At 42.3% G+C, this 20,298-nt stretch carries 13 protein-coding genes; 6 read left to right on the plus strand and 7 right to left on the minus strand.

Annotated elements, in window-relative coordinates; translation table 11 throughout:
- Window positions 1–51: 51 nt before the first annotated feature.
- The 3 genes from ICL16_RS42755 to ICL16_RS42765 form a co-directional block, all read right to left on the minus strand.
- Entirely contained in the window at window positions 52–708 is a 657-nt protein-coding gene (locus ICL16_RS42755) for a DUF1361 domain-containing protein (RefSeq protein ID WP_190838465.1), read from the minus strand.
- A gap of 202 nt (window positions 709–910) precedes the next feature.
- The gene (locus tag ICL16_RS42760; protein WP_190838467.1) at window positions 911–1,987 is read right to left on the minus strand and encodes a hypothetical protein; all 1,077 of its coding nucleotides are present in this window, start codon (window positions 1,985–1,987) and stop codon (window positions 911–913) included.
- Between the two features lie 174 nt (window positions 1,988–2,161).
- Window positions 2,162–3,853 carry an iron uptake porin gene (locus tag ICL16_RS42765; RefSeq protein ID WP_190838472.1) on the minus strand — a complete coding sequence of 564 codons (1,692 nt, stop codon included), beginning with the start codon at window positions 3,851–3,853 and terminating at the stop codon, window positions 2,162–2,164.
- 348 nt (window positions 3,854–4,201) lie between these two features.
- On the opposite strand from ICL16_RS42765, the gene ICL16_RS42770 reads away from it, so the two are divergent.
- Complete coding sequence (locus ICL16_RS42770; protein WP_190838474.1) at window positions 4,202–5,020, plus strand: SDR family oxidoreductase; 819 nt, start codon at window positions 4,202–4,204, stop codon at window positions 5,018–5,020.
- A 71-nt stretch (window positions 5,021–5,091) separates the two neighbouring features.
- Here the strand turns inward: ICL16_RS42770 and ICL16_RS42775 are convergent, their stop codons facing one another.
- Window positions 5,092–5,568: a hypothetical protein gene (locus ICL16_RS42775; RefSeq protein ID WP_190838476.1), complete on the minus strand. Its 477-nt coding sequence runs from the start codon at window positions 5,566–5,568 to the stop codon at window positions 5,092–5,094.
- Between the two features lie 188 nt (window positions 5,569–5,756).
- Between ICL16_RS42775 and ICL16_RS42780 the strand changes: the two genes are divergently transcribed.
- A complete protein-coding gene (locus tag ICL16_RS42780) occupies window positions 5,757–6,581 on the plus strand; it encodes a Uma2 family endonuclease (RefSeq protein WP_190838479.1) in 825 nt (274 codons plus the stop codon).
- Between the two features lie 2 nt (window positions 6,582–6,583).
- Here the strand turns inward: ICL16_RS42780 and ICL16_RS42785 are convergent, their stop codons facing one another.
- Genes ICL16_RS42785 through ICL16_RS42795 form a run of 3 tightly spaced genes read right to left on the minus strand, consistent with a single transcriptional unit; the run spans window position 6,584 to window position 8,942 of the window.
- Window positions 6,584–7,306, minus strand: coding sequence for an energy-coupling factor ABC transporter ATP-binding protein (locus tag ICL16_RS42785; protein ID WP_190838481.1), 723 nt, complete (start codon window positions 7,304–7,306; stop codon window positions 6,584–6,586).
- Window positions 7,307–7,363: 57 nt separating this feature from the next.
- On the minus strand, window positions 7,364–8,026 hold the full coding sequence (locus tag ICL16_RS42790; RefSeq protein ID WP_190838484.1) for an energy-coupling factor transporter transmembrane component T family protein: 663 nt from the start codon (window positions 8,024–8,026) through the stop codon (window positions 7,364–7,366).
- Window positions 8,019–8,942, minus strand: coding sequence for an energy-coupling factor ABC transporter permease (locus tag ICL16_RS42795; RefSeq protein ID WP_190838485.1), 924 nt, complete (start codon window positions 8,940–8,942; stop codon window positions 8,019–8,021). Before ICL16_RS42795 ends, ICL16_RS42790 begins: the two co-directional genes overlap by 8 nt.
- A gap of 571 nt (window positions 8,943–9,513) precedes the next feature.
- On the opposite strand from ICL16_RS42795, the gene treS reads away from it, so the two are divergent.
- The 4 genes from treS (at window position 9,514) to treY (ending at window position 20,168) form a co-directional block, all read left to right on the plus strand.
- Window positions 9,514–12,918: a maltose alpha-D-glucosyltransferase gene (gene treS / locus ICL16_RS42800; RefSeq protein ID WP_190838487.1), complete on the plus strand. Its 3,405-nt coding sequence runs from the start codon at window positions 9,514–9,516 to the stop codon at window positions 12,916–12,918.
- Window positions 12,919–13,214: 296 nt separating this feature from the next.
- Entirely contained in the window at window positions 13,215–15,344 is a 2,130-nt protein-coding gene (glgX, locus tag ICL16_RS42805) for a glycogen debranching protein GlgX (RefSeq protein ID WP_190838489.1), read from the plus strand.
- Window positions 15,345–15,384: 40 nt separating this feature from the next.
- Window positions 15,385–17,229 (plus strand): malto-oligosyltrehalose trehalohydrolase, encoded by a 1,845-nt coding sequence (treZ, locus tag ICL16_RS42810; RefSeq protein ID WP_190838491.1) that lies wholly within the window; start codon window positions 15,385–15,387, stop codon window positions 17,227–17,229.
- A 146-nt stretch (window positions 17,230–17,375) separates the two neighbouring features.
- A complete protein-coding gene (gene treY, locus ICL16_RS42815; RefSeq protein WP_190838493.1) occupies window positions 17,376–20,168 on the plus strand; it encodes a malto-oligosyltrehalose synthase in 2,793 nt (930 codons plus the stop codon).
- Window positions 20,169–20,298 lie beyond the last annotated feature (130 nt).

Consider the following 20,298-nt stretch of genomic DNA (forward strand, 5'->3'; position numbering starts at 1 on the left):
ATCCTTCTTGAGATAGGCAATATCAAAACGTTTTGTGGTAAAAACCCTTAGTCATCCAGCCTTGGTAGTGTTTGTATTGATACCCACACCTTGAGATCGCTGTCTAGCCACACCCAAACTGACTCGTTTCATAATCCAGTACAACCCAGTGAGAATAGCAAAGGTGATCAAAATAATGACGATCGGTTGTTTACCCAGAAGTTCTTCTACACCTTTTGTAAGTAGGGCATCCGGCTGAGTAATAAAATCCCAACTGTTGAAACGCAAGAACCGTCCCCAGTAAACGCCAACCGCACAAAGAGCGTGGGTAATTAACTCAACCCATAAAATCCACTGACTCTTATCAATACGATGTAAGTAGTAACCCAAATTAATTAAAGATATGACATAAGCTTCAAATCCAGATAAAATAACCAATACATATACTGGAATAAGTATGAGAGTAATTATCCACACTGATTGAATGGTGCGAATATCATCTATGAGGTGGATTACGTCAGTTAACAGATAAGGGGCATTAGGTAAAAAAGCATAGAAAACCAGGAATCCTAACCACCAAACCCAAGAGCGACCTCTTCCCCGGCGAAATAACCATACACTCAATGCCAATGGGATGAAAGCCAGAAATAAATTCCAAGTCATCCAGCGGATATTAATTTGCAAGACTTGTATAACTTTGTCTACTAATTCAACTGCTTCTACTTTCATACATGCTTCCCCAATATGTGTAACTCTCTTTCTTTTATAAACCTAGATAAGAATGGGATAATCCACAGTATAGCTATAAAAAAATCGGGCAATTTCACCAAACTAGGAATTTCTAATCCGGATTGTTGCCCTTGCCTTGCTATTATATAGATTTCATCCTCACTGGGTTGTGTTCCAGAAAAGAGGTTTCTTTTTTGAAGCACTAACGCAGTAGTACTCGACTACGCGGACCAATAGCTTGCTTGGGTGTAGATGCTCTTGAACGACATTTAGCTATGTTCTGTGAACAAATATTAACATTCAGGCTGGAAGGATCATCAGCAATGCGAACAGCTAAAGAACTTCCATTACTGAACTCCATGTTTGACTCTGTTGTGGGAGTTGAGGAGGTGGGGAGAGAGGGAGTTGGGGAGGTGGGGAGAGGGGGAGTTGGGGAGAGAGGGAGTTGGGGAGAGGGAGAGCTAGGGGTAGCGGGGGAAATGGGGTTGCTATTGCTGTAAGCTACAGGGGGTATGGGTGTGGTAGTTCCACCGCCTGCGACAGGAGGGGTGGTGGGTGTGGTAGTTCCACCGCCTGCGACGGGGGGTGTGGTGGGTGTGGTATTTCCTCCAGAACTTATGGGAGTTGCATTTGCAGGTACTTTAATTGTCAGTTTTACCAATGGGGTATTGGTCATGATCATAGATGTAACTGATGGATTGCCTGGTAGATCGGATTTAAAATCAAATACTGTAGGACTAGTACCACCATTGGCATCACTATATCGCGGACCTTGACCTTGGACTTCAAAAGTGCCTTGATACTGTAGTCCCGTTTTAGGATCGGTGACAGTGCCAGTATAAAAAGCTTTTGTGAGAGCTAACTCATCTTGAACTACAGCTTGAAATCTTGTTCCTGGTAATTTTCCTTGATATGTGTAGGGTGTTAAGTCTCCGCTTGATAGTACTGGCGAAGTCAGCACACCATCGAATGAGACAACCGGAATGCCTTTAAAATCAACGAAGTAGTGTAGAGTGCCATCAGGGTTGGTTTTGACTCCGACATAATTAGATTTATATATCGGAACACCTTTGCGGTAATAAGTGCCTGTGGAATCAGTATCAACACGAGTAGTCTGTTGATTGAAATTAGGGTTAAAGCTAGGAAGTTGAATTGTTCCTGATAATGTACCAGTGGTTTGAATTGTTAATTGAGCCTCCGCGCTTGATGCTCCTATACCAATGATTACTACGGCTAGACTACTGACGCTAACAAATTTACAACCTAGCTTGTATTGCATGTGAGATTAATTCCTTGTAAGTAGGTAAAAAATTTGCCATTTGTCCTTGGTGATGACAAATGACAAAAACAGCCGATGTAATGAGGAGCAAACCAGTTAAATACAGATCGGTTTTCAAGCCGATCGCTTGCGTATGCAATCACTCCCTTTGATTACATTTACACCAGTGGTAAATTAAAACCGGAAGGTTGCTCGGAGCGCTCCAACTACTAAAGGATCGTTGGCGGAATTATGATCCGGGTTAAAAATGACAAATACACCAGGAGTCAGCGCCACATTATCGCTCAATAGAGTGCGATAAAAAATTTCCACATGTATGGATGTATCAGTGCGTCCACCTTCTGTCCCTCCATCAGAAAAATTGGGAAAATTAAATCCGGATGGTAAAGTACTGCTCGTTATCTTTGGGGGTTGTCCGACGAGTATCCCGCCCAAATTGCCAGAACGTAGCAAGTTGGGAAAAGCGGCAAATACCATCCAGTTTGTGGTTTCTACACTTCCAGAAAGATCTACCGGTTGGGAAAAAGTCCAACCACCCCAGCCACCCAAATGCAAGTTAGGGTTAATGCGCCACGCCACAGTAGCTCCAACAGCATGGGTATTGAAAGCCTCTGGTGGTGCAAAAGGAGAGGTTAGTTGGGAATCGCCAATCCCAGTTCCTAGCAAGCCATCAGGGGAGTGGGAGTAGAGATAATGTAGCCCCACATCAACATTATCTGTGGGTGCAATACTGACTTGAGCGCCTGCTGTGTATCTGCCTCCAAATGCTCCGCCAAAATCAATATCACCAGGAAAACTGGGAATTTCTGCGGTATAAATGCCTTGTACACTGATGCGCGAGCTAATTTGCCAGTCAAAACCTATCCCACCTGTGCCGTTACCAACGGTCAAAATTGGGTTACGCTGACCAAATAGAGAAATTGCTCCTTCACCAGAACCTTCTAAAGGGTTGATGCCGCGAAAGGTGTTGATCGGATTAACTCCTGCCGTACCAACAATAATTCCCAAGTTTTCCCCAACTGGAAATCGATATGATAATTCATTAATTACTACTTTGTTTTCTGTATTTGACTCGAAACCCAACCGCCCCATGTTTGTAAATACCAATGGTGCAGAAGAACCTAAAGAACCAGAAGCTAGCCCAGTTAATAGTAAATCTTTGCCTGTAAACGAAGTTGCTAAGGTAAGTTGCACGCCTTGTGTAAAGGTGAGATTTGTTTGTGCCTTGCGCTCTGGTACTCCGTCTCTAGGAAATAAATCTACATCAGTGTCATTTGTGCCTTGAATGCTAAAAATAGCTTGCCCCACTAGTTTGGTAGTGGTGGAAAACTGATTCGCTTGCAAATCTGTGGTTTGGTTTTCTAATACAGCTATGCGCGAGCTTAATACTTTCAACTCTTTAACAAACTCGGTTTGCAACCGTTGCAGTAGAATTAAATCTTCATTATTAACAATATTATCTTTACTGTTAGCGATTATTTTATTAACCTGCTCCACACAAGCCGATAAACTAGCAGCAAACTCATAACGATTAACAGGGCGATCGCCTACATAAGTGCTATTTGAGTATTCATCAATACATTTATATCGTTCCTTGAGGGATCGCAAAGCAGTGAAAGCCCAATCAGCGGTTTGCACATCCTTTAGTTCCGACACTGATGTAACTTCAGCCATCGGGTTCTCCGGCTTATTATTCTCTGCTCCCCCCTCCACCTGTATAAATTCAGGCGTTGCCATTCCTGCGACTGGGAAGATCGCCTCACTCTGTTCTGACTGCTGCACCACTACTGATTTTACTGGCGGCGATTCCTGTAAATTGGGCATTGGTTGCCCTGTTGTTAACACGCCTACTATCAGTCCTAACATCGCTCATTGTATTCCAGTTTACTAACACCAATATTTCCTTTGACAGAGCAAACAGGTGTATTCCAGGAATATTTTGAGATTTTGAGTTATAAAATATACTTATAACAAAAAACTAACAATGTCAAAAGCGTTGCATAAGCGTTAATTACCCACCTAACTATCTCTTAAAGTCATCCTCTGCATGGTTGGTGGAAAACTGCTTCAAACTTTGAAACTTAAGTAGGTAAAATTAAATATAAAATAAATTCTACGTTCAACGTTCCGCGCTTAAGCGCTCTGAGCGTAGGTTATAAGGGCTGAAGCCCGTACTACAAACTTTTATTTACGCCTACCTACTTAGGTATCGTTATGACTTCTATGGAAGTATCAGTTGAAGATTTGGTGTTAGTTGCTGGCGCGACTGGTGGAGTGGGGCAGCTTGTGGTAAGCGATCTGCTAAATATTGGCTTTAAAGTTCGTATTTTGACTCGCAATACTGCAAAAGCTCAAAGGATGTTTAATGACAGAGTGGAAATCGCCGTTGGTGACATCCGCGAGCCGAATACACTCCCAGCAGCAGTGCAGAATGTGACTTACATTATATGTGCTACTGGTACTACTGCCTTTCCCTCTCAAAGGTGGGAGTTTGACCCAGCCCCTAACTTAATTGAATGGGTGCAGCTGTTTGTTGACCCCAAATATAGTGAAGCAAAGGCAAAGAATAGTCCAGCAAAGGTTGATGCACAAGGTGTTAGCAACTTAGTAGCGGCAGCACCACCTGATCTGAAGCGTTTTGTTTTCGTATCTTCTTGCGGAATACAACGTAAGGACAAGTTTCTTTTTAGCATTCTCAATGCATTCGGCGTGCTTGATGCCAAGCACAAGGGTGAGGAAGCAATTATCAGTTCAGGATTGCCTTACACAATTATCCGCCCAGGACGCCTTATCGACGGTCCTTATACTTCATACGATCTCAATACTTTACTGAGGGCAACAACAGGAGGCAAGTTTGGTGTAGTACTGGGCACGGGTGATACACTATTCGGTGATACCAGCCGTATTGACGTGGCAGCCGCTTGTGTGGAATGCATTGGGAACAATCATTGTGAACGGAAAGTTTTTGAACTGGTAAACCAGGGACAAAGACCATCACTGATTGATTGGGACACACTTTTCTCCTCTTTATGAGCGCGGGTGTAATAAGCTAATGAGCATTAATTAAAGGGCTAAAGCCCTTACTACAAACGAGCAAGCGATCGCTACTGCTGCTTACAGTAATTATTCATCCCAGATGCCAGTTTATCTGACTGCTTAGCAGCAGTTTGGGCTTTAGTGAGCGTTGTATCAATGTCTCCTCTAGCCTTTTGGATTGCTGCTTTACCTACATTTGATGAGGAATCTGCTGTCTTAGTTGAGTTGAGAGCTTTAGCAGCTTCTGCAATGGATTGGTTGAAAATCTCAAACACTTTGACAAAACTTGTTTGAAATTCTTGTAATTTTGGATCTTTTAAGTTCATCTCCTTTATTTCTTTAGTAACAGCTTGCAAGTCTTGAGCAAGTTTCAAGCTTGTTGTCACCTGGTTACCTTTACTTTTGTCGATCAACCCGGTTCCTTTGTTAACTGCCTGAATCAAACGCTCACACTGAGATACTTTGCTTTCACTGCAAGCAGCAAGCGTTACAGCAACACTTATGCTAACTAAATTAATAACGATGTATTTATGTGACACAAACATCAACACCCACCAATAATCAAACCCAAACTATAGTACCCAAAGATTCGGTAGTTTTGATGATTATTCAGTAATAATTGCGGGGATTACCAATGTAAAAGTGAGAAGCAAAATTTACGGTGCTGCCAAGAGAACCATTACGAGCTATAATCAAATCTACTCATAGCCAAAAGAAGTAGGGAGCGGGTGTTATGTCAGTTGATGTGACTATGGCTACAAACCCCCAAATCGCAGAGGATTTGGAATGGGAACCCCCCATGCCTCCCACAGATTTAATTTTTGATGACGGAGAACCGTTGGAAAGCAATCGCCACCGTATTGCCATGAACGTTCTGATTCGGTCTATGCTGCAAGCGTATGCTGATCGCAATGACTTTTTCACAAGTGGCAATATGTTTGTTTACTACAGCAGCACCCAAGCTCGAAACCGTGACTTCAAAGGACCAGATTTCTTTGTGGCATTAAACGTCGATGGCACAAAGGAAAGACTGGGCTGGGTTATTTGGGAAGAAGATGGACGTTACCCAGACGTCATAGTAGAACTGTTATCACCGTCCACAGCTGTTTTTGACAAGGGAAAAAAGAAGGATATTTACGAGCAAGTGTTCCGAACGCCAGATTACTTTGTCTACGATCCTTTTAATCCAGACTCCTTGCAAGGGTGGCATTTGGATCTTTCCTCTGGCTATCAACCCTTAGAACTAAACGAGCAGGGTTGGCTGTGGTGTCAGTCTTTGGGTTTGTGGTTAGGAACCTGGCAGGGTACAATTGATCGAGAAACAGCATTGTGGTTGCGCTTTTATGATGGTGAAGGCAATCTAGTTTTATTACCAGAGGAAGCAGCACAAGCTAAAGCTCAGCAAGCTCAACAAGAGGCTCAGCAAGCTCAACAAGAGGCTCAGCAAGCTCAACAGGAGGCTCAGCAAGCTCAACAGGAGGCTCAGCGAGAACGTCAACGTGCTGAACTTCTTGCATCTCGGTTACGAGAAATGGGGGTAGATCCAAATACTCTGTAAACTTACCAATCCACAGGTAAACCTAATCTATCTAGAGTATCAGCATCTTGTAAAAGTGGGTGAATTTCGCTATCTATTTCAATACGACCATGAGAAAGTACTAACCCTCTTTGGGTAACTTTGCTTAACCAATGCAAGTCATGAGAGGCGATTAACATTACTTGTACTGGCAATCTTAACAAAACCTTTGCCAAATGACGCCGCCATGCAGGATCAAGACCGTTGGTTGGCTCGTCAAGAATGAGAATGGACGGCTCTAATGCTAAAATTGAAGCTAAAGCGGCAAGGCGTCTTTGTCCTCCTGAAAGTTCGTGAGCGGAACGGTTGGCGTAAGCTTCTAAACCAAAATCTGCTAGCAACTGTCGTGCTTTGTCAATGGCTACTGCTGGTGGTACACCGTAATTGCGTGGTCCAAAGGTAACATCTTCTAATATAGTAGGCATAAATAGTTGGTCGTTAGCATCTTGGAAAGCAAAACCGATGTTACGACGCACCTGAGGTAGGGTTTTGGATTCTACAGGGATGCCCGAAATCCAAATTTTACCTGAAAGCGGTTGTTTTAAGCCAATTAAGTTTTCTAACAAAGTGCTTTTACCTGAACCAGTGGCTCCCATTAACCCCACGCGATCGCCTACATTTAAGGTAAATGTTATATCTTGTAAAACTGGCTGTTGATTTGAGTAGGCATACACTAGGTTTTGCACCTGAAGGGCTGGTTGTGGCATTTTGTTAATTGTTAATTGTTAATTGCTAATTGTTAAGTGGTAGTCTTCCATCAGCCATTAGCCATTAGCCAAAGTATAAGAGGCTATAGTTAAACAAAGAGCGATCGCACTTACTGCAATAACGGTAAAGCGCTCTTTTGAGCTTAATGTAGCGTCTACTGGTAGTTGTCCGTTGTAACCACGTACTATCATTGCGGCATAGACTCGTTCTGCTCTTTCTAAACTACGGAGATATAAGGCTCCAATCATAGCTGCACTGGTGTAGCGCAACCACCCACCAGTACCACTCAATCCTCGTAGTTGAGCGCTACGCTGCATTCGTGTCACTTCTCCTAGTAAAATTTCTAGATACTGTCCAGTTAAAAGTAAATTTTCTTTTAAAGCTGGAGGTACGGGTAAGCTTTTCAGGGCAATGCCGAAACTATGAGGTGGCAAGGTTAATAAAAAGCTATTCATTGTGATGAGGCAAATCAGGGAGCGAATGAGCAAAAAACTTGCTTTCTCCCATCCCAAAGGTAAGGCTAGTACCGAGAGAAAGATTAATTCTACTCCTAGTAATCCTGTCAGTCGGCGGATTGGTGTGCGCAGAAAAAAAGACCACGCCAGTGCGATCGCGCCATATACTCCTAGATATAACCAAGCATTTTGCTTGAGTAAGGCTGCCCCTACCACAATTACCAAGGACAACTGCAAGCGTAACGGTAGAGAAATTTTAGGCATTTTTGGGTTTGACTAATTGTGCAATGGCAAAGGCAACACCAAAACATACTACCGCCCCGATAATTCCGGCGATACTTGTGCCGATGGCTCCCAACCCTTCTATTCCGTAGTCTGCTAGGGGGGTTGGCACTGGTACACGTACATTCTCTGACAATTTGATAAAGCCCAAATCTTCTGCTACTTTTTCTAAGCCATCAGGCCATGCTGACGCTGCTAATGATAACACACCCGCAATTAAAAAAATACTGACTACTGGCACTAACCACCCTTTGAACTGCTGCTGTTCTCCTGGTAGTAAATCTGGTCTTACTGTAGCAAGATAAGTCAGTACACTCCCTGTAATTAAACCTTCACCGATGCCGATGAGAATATGTACACCTGTCATCGCTGGTAAAACTATTAGTGATGGGGCTGTACCAGAAAGAACTAACTCAATGGCACAAGCGATCGCTGCTACTACTACACTTATACCTGCTGCAATACCTGCTGCCAAGGGTAAGCGCCCTCTAGCTCCGCCTAGTAGTCGTTGTAAAGTTTGGGTTAAAATCCAGCCTACCCAAACCCCGATTACTCCCATGTTAAAAATATTTGCTCCCAAAGCAGTAATTCCACCATCAGCAAATAAAACAGCTTGAATAATTAAAACTGTTGCTATACATAACGTACCTGCCCAAGGGCTGCCTAAGATAATTGCTGCTAAAGTTCCCCCTAATAAATGTCCGCTCGTACCCCCTGCTACAGGAAAATTAATCATCTGCGCGGCAAAAATAAATGCGGTTGTTAACCCCAACACAGGGGCGCGTCGGATACCAAAGGCATTTTGACTCCGCCCCAAAGCAATCCCAAGTGCTGCAACACTTGCCACACTAGTAGCTGCTGCTACGGGCACTGAAACAAAGCCATCAGGAATATGCATATAAGTGTCTCTATTTTTAGATGTACTTGAATTAAACAGAGTTTTTTATATAACTAAGGTATTTTTTTAAAAAAACAAAATCTCATTATACTTTGCAATGCCCCTATAGGGGATTATTTGCTATTGTTTAATTAAATCGTTGTTAGTATTTCTTTGGATATAATTCTCAAGAGTTAGTTACTAGTTAACTTTATAATAACAAAGGTTAATATTCAAATAACCTGATTTCAAGGATAATATAGGTTTCCAATTAGAGGATGTCTTGGTTGTGATGATGTTTTTTAACTTAAAAAATCAGTATAAATATTGTTATTACCTAAGTTAGATTGTGAATTGTTCCGTATTTTATTAATCTAGATTACTGTTGCCTTGACTAACTTAATTGCAAAAAGTTAATTTTTTATAGATAGACATAAACCTAAATTGCACAACTCAGATCTTGCACCATAATCTTTATCGCCCAAGAAATAAACTCTGGGGTTAAGTCTTTCAGTCAGCGTAACTCTGACTTGAGCTATCAGCCTTTACCTTCGTCAAGGCGTACTTTCTCTCTCAAAAACGGTGAAACAATATGCAAAACTCATTTTTGAAAGATGATCCATTGTGGTATAAGAACGCAATTATCTATGAAGTGCCTGTTCGCGCCTTTGCTGACAGTAATGGTGATGGGATTGGTGACTTTAGAGGGTTGACAGAAAAACTAGATTACTTGAAAGACTTAGGTGTTACCGCCGTTTGGGTACTACCGTTTTTTCCTTCACCACTGAGAGATGATGGTTACGATATTGCCGATTATACCAGTGTCAATCCAATTTATGGCACATTGGAAGATTTTAAAGAGTTCTTAGCTGCTGCTCATCAGCGTGGGATTCGCGTCATTATTGAGTTAATTATCAACCATACATCAGATCAACATCCGTGGTTTCAAAGAGCACGTCGCGCACCTAAGGGTAGTTCAGAAAGAGATTTTTACGTTTGGAGCGATACTCCAGAAAAATACCAAGAAGCACGAATTATTTTCCAAGATTTTGAGTCTTCTAACTGGACTTGGGATCCTCTAGCCAAAGCATATTACTGGCATCGCTTCTACTATCATCAGCCAGATTTAAACTACGATAATCCCGCAGTACGTGAGGCAGTATTCGAGGTACTTAAGTTTTGGATGGATTTGGGTGTAGACGGGTTTCGTCTCGATGCTGTACCTTATCTTTACGAACGCGAAGGAACTAACTGTGAGAATCTACCAGAAACCCACGCTTTCTTGAAGCGGCTGAGAGCGCATGTAGACGAAAAATATCCCAACCGAATGCTGCTAGCTGAGGCGAATCAATGGCCTGAGGATGCTGCCCAGTATTATGGGAATGGGGATGAGTGCCAGATGAACTTTCATTTTCCGCTGATGCCGCGTTTATTTATGGCACTGCGGATGGAAGATAATTTCCCGATTATTGATATTCTCAAGCAGACTCCAGCTATTCCCGATAACTGTCAGTGGGGTTTGTTCTTGCGTAACCATGATGAACTCACCTTAGAAATGGTGACAGATGAAGATCGGGATTATATGTGGAAGGTGTATGCACAAGATCCGGTGATGAGGGTTAATTTGGGCATTCGTCGTAGGTTAGCACCTTTGTTGGGTAATGATCGCAGGCAGATAGAGTTACTTAACAGTTTGCTGTTGTCTCTGCCGGGAACCCCTGTACTTTATTATGGGGATGAAATTGGTATGGGGGATAATGTTTATGTAGGCGATCGCAATGGTGTACGTACACCAATGCAGTGGAGTTCTGATCGCAACGCTGGTTTTAGTCGTACCAACCCTCAGCGATTGTATTTACCAGTGATTGTCGATTCTGAATATCACTATGAAGCAATCAACGTAGAAGCACAACGGGCTAATCCCAACTCTCTATGGTATAGCATGAAACGTTTACTGGCTACCCGGAAGCGTTATCAAGCATTGGGTAGAGGAGACTTTGAGCTATTACCAAGCAATAATCGCAAGGTTCTCGTCTTCACTCGCACTTACGAAGATGAACGTATATTAGTGGTAGTAAATTTATCTCGCTTTGTGCAAACAGTCGAATTAGATTTGTCAGCTTTCAATGAGCTAAAGCCTGTAGAAATTTTTGGTTACACAGAATTTCCCACTATTGGAGAGTCACCTTATTTCCTCAGTCTCAGCCCCTACGGGTTTTACTGGTTTAATTTAGTGCTTAAACCTAGCTTTACTCAACCACTCATACCCCAAGCGGAACTACCAACACTGAGTCTCAATCGAAGTTGGCAAAACGCTTTTTCTCAACCAGAGTCTGTGGAGACAAAGAATTTCCTCTCTCAACTGGAATCTATTCTGCCGAATTATCTGTATACTTGTAGCTGGTTTGGCAGCAAAAACCAAACAATTCAATCAACAAAAATTGTTGAAGCAATCCCGTTTGGGAATAGAGAGTTGGGAACTAGCAATAGTTCTTCCCCCTCAACTCAAATTGTTTGGTTACAGGTGGAGTATATTCGCGCCAATCCCGAAACATACTTACTACTACTAGCATACGCACAAGGCGATCCGGCTCAATACCTTTTAACAGAAATGCCTCAAGCTGTGATTGCTCGCACTGAGATGGAAGAGGGAATTTTGTATGACGCTACTTATGACAAAGATTTTCTTGCCTCTTTAGTAGATGCGACAGCAAGTAATGGTTCTTACAAGGGGATATCTGGGGAATTAGTTACCTCGACTACTGATTTGTTTGGGCAGTTGAGGGGAGAAGAAACCTACTTAGAGCCAAGTGTACAGAAGATTGAACAAAATAATAGTCATAACAATACTTATGTAGTTTATGGCGATCGCTTGTTCTTGAAAATTTTCCGTAAGGTAGAGGAGGGTTTGCATCCTGATTTGGAAATCCGACGCTTCCTAAGTGAGAAAAAACAAATAAAACATTTTGCTGCTATTGCTGGCGCGTTAGAATATCGTCGCTCCAATAAAGTAGGAGCATCCTCTTCTCACCCAATGACAATTGGGATTTTACAAGAGTATATTCCAGAAACGCGAAATGCCTGGGAGTTTACCCTCGATAGCTTGCAGGATTACTTTGAAAATGTGACAACTTTACAATCGGAGATTACAGAAGTACCAATTACACTAGATACGTTGTTAGAATTACAGAGTGTTGATGTTCCTGAATTAGCAAACCAAACTATTGGTTCTTACCTAGTGAGCGCCCAATTGTTAGGTAAATCTACGGCGGAACTCCATATTGCACTGGCATCGGAAACACAAAATCCGGATTTTGCCCCAGAACCTTTTTCATCTCTTTACCAACGTTCTATCTACCAATATGCTCGTAACCTTGCAGGGCAAGTGTTCCTAGTGTTAAAAGATAAACTTTACTCCTTACCAGAAAAAACTCAAACACATGCAAGGGCTGTACTGAGAAAGCAAGAGGAGATTCTCGGACGTTTCCAGTCAATTTTGAACCACAAAATTACCGCCAAGCGTACCCGTTATCATGGCGATTATCATCTAGGTCAGGTGCTTTACACGGGGAAAGATTTTATTATCACTCATTTTGAGGGTAGTACGGCTCGTAGTTTGAGTGAACGGCGGATGAAGCGATCGCCACTGCGGGATGTAGCAGGAATGCTACTATCTTTTCAATATGCTGTCTCTCAAGCTTTGCACAATCAAATTGAAAGAGGGATAATTCAGTCCGAAAATATTCCTTTAATGCAAAATTGGAGTAAGTTTTGGCACACTTGGGTGAGTACTGTTTTTCTGAAAAGTTATCTAGAAAATAGTTATCTAGAAACGGAGGGGCAAGAAACTTTTTTACCAAAGACATCAGCAGAATTACAACTACTTCTTGATGCTTTTATTTTGGAGAAGGTGATTAGCGCATTAGGCTACGAACTCAATTATCGCCCAGATCGGGTAGATATTCCTCTTCAATTGATTCTGCAATTGAATGATTAGGAAATAGGGCATGGGGCATGGGGCATGGGGCTAGGTAAGAAATAATTGATTTTCATATGAAGCAGGACGCTTTGAGCGCACGCTTTCCATTGCCCATTGCCCATTGCCCACTTATAATATAGTTGCAGTAAAAAATGTATAACAGGCTACGTTTTACCTGTGATTAATTTCATCTTCTCACACCTGGCAACATCCTCCTTAAGGTAGGCTCGAAAAGAACAATTTGTGACAAATAATTAACAAAGCTGTGTGTAAAAGTATTTTTTACAATTAAAAGTTTGATTCGCGATTAAGTTATGTATTTAGCGCTCTGGCCTGGAAACGTTTATCCCCTGGGAGCCTCCTGGGATGGCAAAGGTACAAACTTTGCTTTATTTAGTGAAAATGCCACAGGTGTTGAACTTTGTTTATTTGATCGAGACGATCAAGAGACTCGTCTTAACCTAACTGAAGTAAGTAACTTCGTGTGGCACGGTTATGTGCCAGGAGTGGGACCAGGACAACGCTATGGGTTTAGAGTGCATGGTCCCTATGCACCTGGTGAAGGACATCGCTTCAACCCCAACAAACTGCTAATCGATCCATACGCAAAGGCGATTGATGGTAATCTTCGGGGTAATGGACCAGAAATATTTGGATATAACTGGCAAGATCCTGAAGCAGACCTATCTTTTTCCGATCTCGATAGCGCCCATCTGATCCCAAAGAGTGTTGTCGTCGATCAGTCTTTTGATTGGTCCGGGGATCAGTTGCTGCGCACCCCGTGGCACGAAACTGTGATTTATGAAACCCACGTTAAGGGTTTTACCAAGCTGCATCCTGATATCCCAGAAGAAATGCGCGGTACTTATGCAGGATTAGGGCATTCGGCGGCGATCGAGCATTTGCAGCGACTGGGGATCACAGCAGTTGAACTCATGCCAGTGCATCACTTTTTGGCTTTTCCAGGACACCTTACTGACAAGGGGTTAACAAATTATTGGGGCTACGACTCGATCAACTATTTTGCTCCCTACTCCGGTTACAGTTCCAGTGGTTCATTGGGAGAGCAAGTTACTGAGTTCAAAGAGATGGTTAAGGCGTTGCATCGTGCCGGAATTGAGGTCATTCTGGATGTCGTCTACAACCACACCGGAGAAGGAAATCATTTAGGTCCCACACTTACTTTGCGGGGGATCGACAATAGCATTTACTACCGTGTAGTGGAAAACGATCGCCGTTACTACATGGACTTTACAGGTTGCGGTAATTCTCTGTACGTGCGCGAACCGCAAGTTCTGAAGTTAATCATGGATAGCTTGCGGTATTGGGTTTTAGAAATGCACGTAGATGGCTTTCGCTTTGACTTAGCGTCGGCTTTAGCACGAGAGCTATACGAAGTCAATAGTCTGGCAGCTTTCTTTGACATTATTCACCAAGATCCAGTACTAGCTGATGTGAAGCTGATTGCTGAACCTTGGGATCTTGGAGATGGCGGTTATCAAGTTGGTCAATTCCCAGTTCTCTGGTCAGAGTGGAATGGCAGGTATCGCGATACAGCACGGGACTTCTGGCGTGGTATTGATGAAAGCTTAGGGCAATTTGCTTACTGTTTTACCGGCAGCCCTGACCTGTATGCACTGAATGGGCGCAAGCCTAATGCCAGTGTTAACTTCATTACGGCACACGATGGCTTCACTTTGAATGACCTTGTGAGCTATAACGAAAAACATAACGAGGCTAACGGCGAAGATAACCGGGATGGGGAAAGCCACAACCGCTCTTGGAATTGTGGTGCTGAAGGTGAAACAGACGACCCAAATGTGCTGCAATTGCGGGAACGACAGCGGCGGAACTTGTTAACAACTCTGATGCTGTCCCAAGGTATCCCCATGTTGCTGGGGGGAGATGAAATGGGGCGGACTCAGAAGGGCAATAATAATGCCTATTGCCAAGATAATGAAATCTCCTGGTTTGATTGGGAGTTGGAACAGGGAAATCAGGAACTGGTAAATTTTTGCCGCGAACTAATCTACTTCCGCCAACAGCATCCGGTATTTCGGCGGCGCAAGTGGTTTCAAGGCAGAGCTATCTACGGAAAGGGCATTAGTGATATTGCTTGGTTCAACCCCGATGGCGGTGAGATGACTGACGAGCAGTGGGAAGTTGGTTATGCTAAGTCGGTTGGGGTGTTCTTAGATGGAAACCAGCTTCCTAGTGTTGGTAAGAAAGGTGAGCGGATTAGCGATGATAGTTTTCTCCTGTTCTTTAACGCTCATTATGAAACAATTGAGTTTAGTCTACCAACAGGACTAGAAAATCGGGAATGGGAGGTGGTAATTGATACCAAAGAACCTCGCTTTATCCAAGAAGAGAAACGTTTCACAGGCAAGCAAGCTGTACCAGTTGTAGAGCGATCGCTCGTGGTACTACGCTGTGTATTTTAAAAAGCTACCCTACTCCCCATTTAGCTATCAGGATTGGCATATGAAAATTGGCGCTCATTATTTAGGTGATGGTCGTTGTGAATTTACGGTGTGGGCACCGGAAAAAGAAGCTGTAGCAGTACATGTGGTTTCGCCTCAAGAGCGAAAGTTGCCGATGGAGCATCTCGAAGATGGCTATTGGCAAGTGACTGCTACTGATATTCATCCCGGAACGCTCTACTACTACCAATTAAGTAGCGGTGAAACTAGACCCGATCCCGCATCGCATTTCCAACCAGAAGGTGTACATAAAGCTTCTGAAGTCATCGATCACAGCTTTACATGGAACGACAGCAATTGGTCTGGTGTTTCTTTAGAGCAAATGATTATTTATGAACTGCACGTTGGTACTTTCACCCCAGAAGGCACTTTTGAAGCTATAATTCCCCGACTAAAGGATTTACGCGAGTTAGGGGTGAATGCCATTGAAATTATGCCGATCGCTCAGTTTCCAGGGGATCAACCAACTGAGAGTAAGTACGCTTATCGTAACTGGGGTTATGATGGCGTTTATCTGTATGCTGTGCAAAACTCCTATGGGGGTTCTCTTGGATTGCGACGATTGGTTGATGCTTGTCATCAAGAGGGTATTGCTGTAATTCTTGATGTGGTTTATAACCACTTTGGTCCAGAAGGCAATTACATGAGCCACTTTGGACCTTACTTTACACAAACTTATCGCACTCCTTGGGGCAGTGCGATGAACTTTGATGATGCCCTGAGCCATCATGTGCGTAACTTTTTCATTGAAAATGCTTTGTACTGGCTGCGAGATCATCATATTGATGCGCTACGCCTAGATGCTGTTCATGCTATCTACGATTTAGGCGCGAAACACTTTTTAGAAGAATTGGCAGAAAATGTTGATTCTTTGTCCACAGAACAAGGACGAAAAGTTTATTTGATTGCTGAAAGTGATTTAAATGATGTCAGAGTTATTCGTCCTCCTGAGTTAGGAGGATATGGAATAGATGCTCAGTGGAGTGATGATTTTCATCATGCTCTACATGCTTTGTTGACGGGGGATGATATTGGGTATTACCAAGATTTTGGCAAGTGCGAACATTTGGCGAAGGCTTACCAGGACACTTTTGTGTATGACTGGAAATATGCGCCGCACCGGAGAAGATTTCATGGTAATTCGGCACGCGATCGCTCTCCCAATCAGTTTGTAGTTTGTATTCAAAATCATGACCAAATAGGTAATCAACTATTGGGTGAGCGATTATCTAAACTTATACCTTTTGAAGGGCTGAAGTTAGCTGCTGGTGCTGTGATACTCTCTCCTTACATTCCAATGTTGTTTATGGGTGAGGAATATGCTGAGGAAGCACCTTTTACTTACTTTGTTAGTCATGCCGATCCCGATTTAATTAAGGCAGTTAGAGAAGGACGCAAACAAGAGTTTTCTGCATTTCACTATGATGGAGAACCACCAGATCCTGAGTCTCCAGAAACTTTTAAAATGTGTAAGTTGAATTGGGAAAAACGCAAAGAAGGTAAACATCAGGTTATCTGGTCTTTTTATCAAGAACTGATTCGATTGCGTAATACCATTCCGGCTTTGGTGAAGCGGGAGCGCCAGAATATTGAAGTTGATTTTCAAGAAGATGAGAGAGTTATTTGGTGGCGCAGGTGGAGTGATGATAGTCAGATTCTTGCCATTATGAATTTTAATTTAACTGATGTTACTTTTCAGTCTAAGTTTAGTAGTAATGGGGGTAAGAAGATTTTGGATTCTGCTGATGAAAAGTGGCATGGTTCTGGTTCTGTTTTGCCGGATAGTATTAGTTCGGGGCAGGCTTTGACGCTGAAAGCTCAGAGTTTTGCTCTGTATGAGGTTTAGGGGGATTAAGGAACCGAGAAGACGCCTTCCCTTCGGGACGCTACGCGAACGCGCAGCGTCTCCGCTAGGAGAAGAGCGCCAAGAAGAAAGAGGAGAATAATGAGTAAGTTATTCTCCTTAAAAATATTTCAAGAGTGGAGGTTTTTATGCGAATTCCAACGGCGACTTATCGAATTCAGTTTAATTCGGCTTTTAGGTTTGAGGCTGCAAGGGCTATTACAAGTTATCTGGCGGAGTTGGGAGTTTCTGATCTTTATGCTTCTCCTATTTTCAAGGCGAGAGCGGGAAGTCCTCATGGGTATGATGTAGTTGATCCTACTCAGTTGAATCCGGAGTTGGGAACTCAGGAGGATTTTGAAGCTTTAGTTGAAGATTTGAAAAAGTATGATATGGGTTGGTTGCAGGATATTGTACCGAATCATATGGCTTATGATAGTCAAAATCGGTATTTGATGGATGTTCTGGAATATGGTCCTGATTCTACTTTTGTTGAGTACTTTGATATTGCTTGGAATTCTCCTTTTGCTGGTAGTCGTGAACCTATTTTGGCGGCGATGCTGGGCAATTTCTATGGAGATTGTTTGGAGAATGGTGAGATTCAACTGAGCTATGATGAGAATGGATTAAGTGTTAATTATTATAGTTTAAAGTTACCGCTTAAACTTGAGTCTTATGCTAAGTTTTTGAATCAAAATTTAGGTAAATTAGCTAAAAGTTTAGGTGGGAGAAGGCATCCGACTTTTGTCAGATTGCTTGGGATCCTCTATATGGTAAAAAATATTCCGGAGGAACTGACGATTCATCAAAGACGAGATCAGTCAGATTTTGTTAAAGGTTTACTTTGGGAACTTTACACAGATAATTCCGAAGTTAAAAGCTTTATTGATGAGAATTTACAACTGTTTAATGGTGAACCGGGAAAGCCTGAGAGTTTTAATCTTTTGGAGAGTCTTCTTTCTGAACAGTTTTATCGCCTCTGTTACTGGAAGGTAGGGGCTGAAGAGATGAATTACAGAAGATTTTTTACTGTTAATGAGTTGATTTCTGTTCGGGTAGAAGAGTTTAAGGTATTTAATCATACTCATTCGCTGATTTTTCGGTTAGTGTCCGAGGGTAAGTTTACTGGCTTGCGGATCGACCATATTGATGGTCTTTACGATCCTACACAATATTTAGAAAGGTTGAAAGAAAAAACTGGTGATACTTACATTACTGTAGAAAAGATTTTGCAGTTTGGCGAAGATTTACCTAATCATTGGCAGGTTCAAGGAACTTCAGGGTATGATTATTTAGATTATATTAATAGTATTTTCTGTCAAACGGAAAATGAAGATAAATTTACTCAAATCTACTCTGATTTTACAGGAAGTAAGACACCATTTGAGCAAATAGTTCCAGATAAAAAACACTTAATCATAGATAGAAATTTAGCTGGTGATATTGATAATTTGGCTTTTCTTTTAAAGGCGATCGCAGGTAAATATCGCTATGGTAATGACTTTACAATCAACGGTTTAAAGCGAGCGCTTGCTGAAGTTCTCAGCCGCTTTCCCGTTTACCGAACTTATATAACTGAGGCGGGTATATCTGAAGTAGACAGAGCTTACATTCAAGAAGTGATTGAAGCTGCCAAACCATATACTCCATACTTAAACAATGAATTGAACTTTATTGAAAAATTGCTGTTGCTGGAATACGATGATTATCTCACTCAAGCTGAGAAAGAGCAGTGGCTCTACTTTGTGATGAGAGTGCAACAGTATACGGGACCTTTGATGGCGAAGGGCGTTGAAGACACTGCTTTATACGTCTATAATCGCTTCATTTCTTTGAACGAAGTAGGTGGTGAACCAGGTCATTTTGGCATTAGTGTTTCAGATTTTCATGAGTTTAATCAAAAACGGCAAACTGCTTGGCTCCATGCCATGAGTGCTACCTCTACTCATGATACCAAGCGGGGTGAAGATATCAGAGCAAGGCTCAATGTTCTCTCGGAAATTCCTGAGGAATGGCAAAAACAAGTCCGTGTATGGAATGATATTAATCGAGCGCACAAGAAGACTTTTAAGCGTTCAGCCATGCCAGACAGGAACGATGAATATCTTTTCTACCAAACTTTAGTAGGGGCATTTCCATTTTTTGAACACGAGCGTGCTGACTGTGTTGGGCGTGTTAAAGAATACGTACTCAAAGCGATCAGAGAAGCGAAAGTTCACACTGCTTGGCTGCGACAAAATAGCACTTATGAAGATGCCTTTACTGATTTTGTCACATCAGTTCTCGATCTTTCACCAGATAATCCCTTCTTAAAAGAATTTGTGCCGTTTCAACAACGGGTTGCTTTCTACGGTATTTTCAACTCCCTATCACAAACTTTGCTGAAAATTGCTTCTCCTGGAGTTCCAGACTTTTATCAAGGTACTGAACTATGGGATTTCAGTTTAGTTGATCCAGATAATCGCCGCCCAGTTGACTTTGAAACGCGCCACTCTTATCTTCAAGGAATTAAGGAGCAGGCTAAGACAGATATTATCAAATTAATAGATGAACTATTTGCGACTAAGGAAGATGCCAGAATCAAGATGTTTCTGACTGTACAAGCTTTAAAAGCCAGAACAGAATATCTAGAAGTTTTTCAGCAAGGCAGTTATTTACCTCTTGAAGTTAGTGGCAAGTTTAAAGAACATGTTGTTGCTTTTGCTAGAAGCAATGGTAATAAATTTGCTGTTACTATTGCTCCCCGCTTTTTCACAAAGCTAATTCAGCCCGGAGAGTATCCGCTTGGTAAAGAAGTGTGGGATGATACGAGTATTGAGTTACCATCAGATGCACCTTCTAGTTGGAAAGATGCTATTACTGAGCAAAAGGTTCAAGGTGATGGGAAGTTGCTGATTGGTGAAGTACTAAAGCATTTTCCTGTAGCTTTGCTTGTTGGTTAATATAGTGCTTTTCTCAAGCCTAAAATACACCTAAATGTGGGGTGTACATCCGGAGCGCCCTTTAATTTGGACGGGCGCTTATGCCCATCCCACAAGAAAAAATGTAAAAATAACCTAGAAGCCCATCCCA

Source organism: Iningainema tapete BLCC-T55, assembly GCF_014698965.1.
GTDB classification, from domain to species: Bacteria; Cyanobacteriota; Cyanobacteriia; order Cyanobacteriales; family Nostocaceae; genus Iningainema; species Iningainema tapete.

Coding starts and splice junctions, on each gene's coding strand:
- ICL16_RS42755 (WP_190838465.1), bottom strand. CDS start 708: ATGAAAGTAGAAGCAGTTGAATTAGTAGACAAAGTTATACAAGTCTTG.
- ICL16_RS42760 (WP_190838467.1), bottom strand. CDS start 1,987: ATGCAATACAAGCTAGGTTGTAAATTTGTTAGCGTCAGTAGTCTAGCC.
- ICL16_RS42765 (WP_190838472.1), bottom strand. CDS start 3,853: ATGTTAGGACTGATAGTAGGCGTGTTAACAACAGGGCAACCAATGCCC.
- ICL16_RS42770 (WP_190838474.1), top strand. CDS start 4,202: ATGACTTCTATGGAAGTATCAGTTGAAGATTTGGTGTTAGTTGCTGGC.
- ICL16_RS42775 (WP_190838476.1), bottom strand. CDS start 5,568: ATGTTTGTGTCACATAAATACATCGTTATTAATTTAGTTAGCATAAGT.
- ICL16_RS42780 (WP_190838479.1), top strand. CDS start 5,757: ATGTCAGTTGATGTGACTATGGCTACAAACCCCCAAATCGCAGAGGAT.
- ICL16_RS42785 (WP_190838481.1), bottom strand. CDS start 7,306: ATGCCACAACCAGCCCTTCAGGTGCAAAACCTAGTGTATGCCTACTCA.
- ICL16_RS42790 (WP_190838484.1), bottom strand. CDS start 8,026: ATGCCTAAAATTTCTCTACCGTTACGCTTGCAGTTGTCCTTGGTAATT.
- ICL16_RS42795 (WP_190838485.1), bottom strand. CDS start 8,942: ATGCATATTCCTGATGGCTTTGTTTCAGTGCCCGTAGCAGCAGCTACT.
- treS (WP_190838487.1), top strand. CDS start 9,514: ATGCAAAACTCATTTTTGAAAGATGATCCATTGTGGTATAAGAACGCA.
- glgX (WP_190838489.1), top strand. CDS start 13,215: ATGTATTTAGCGCTCTGGCCTGGAAACGTTTATCCCCTGGGAGCCTCC.
- treZ (WP_190838491.1), top strand. CDS start 15,385: ATGAAAATTGGCGCTCATTATTTAGGTGATGGTCGTTGTGAATTTACG.
- treY (WP_190838493.1), top strand. CDS start 17,376: ATGCGAATTCCAACGGCGACTTATCGAATTCAGTTTAATTCGGCTTTT.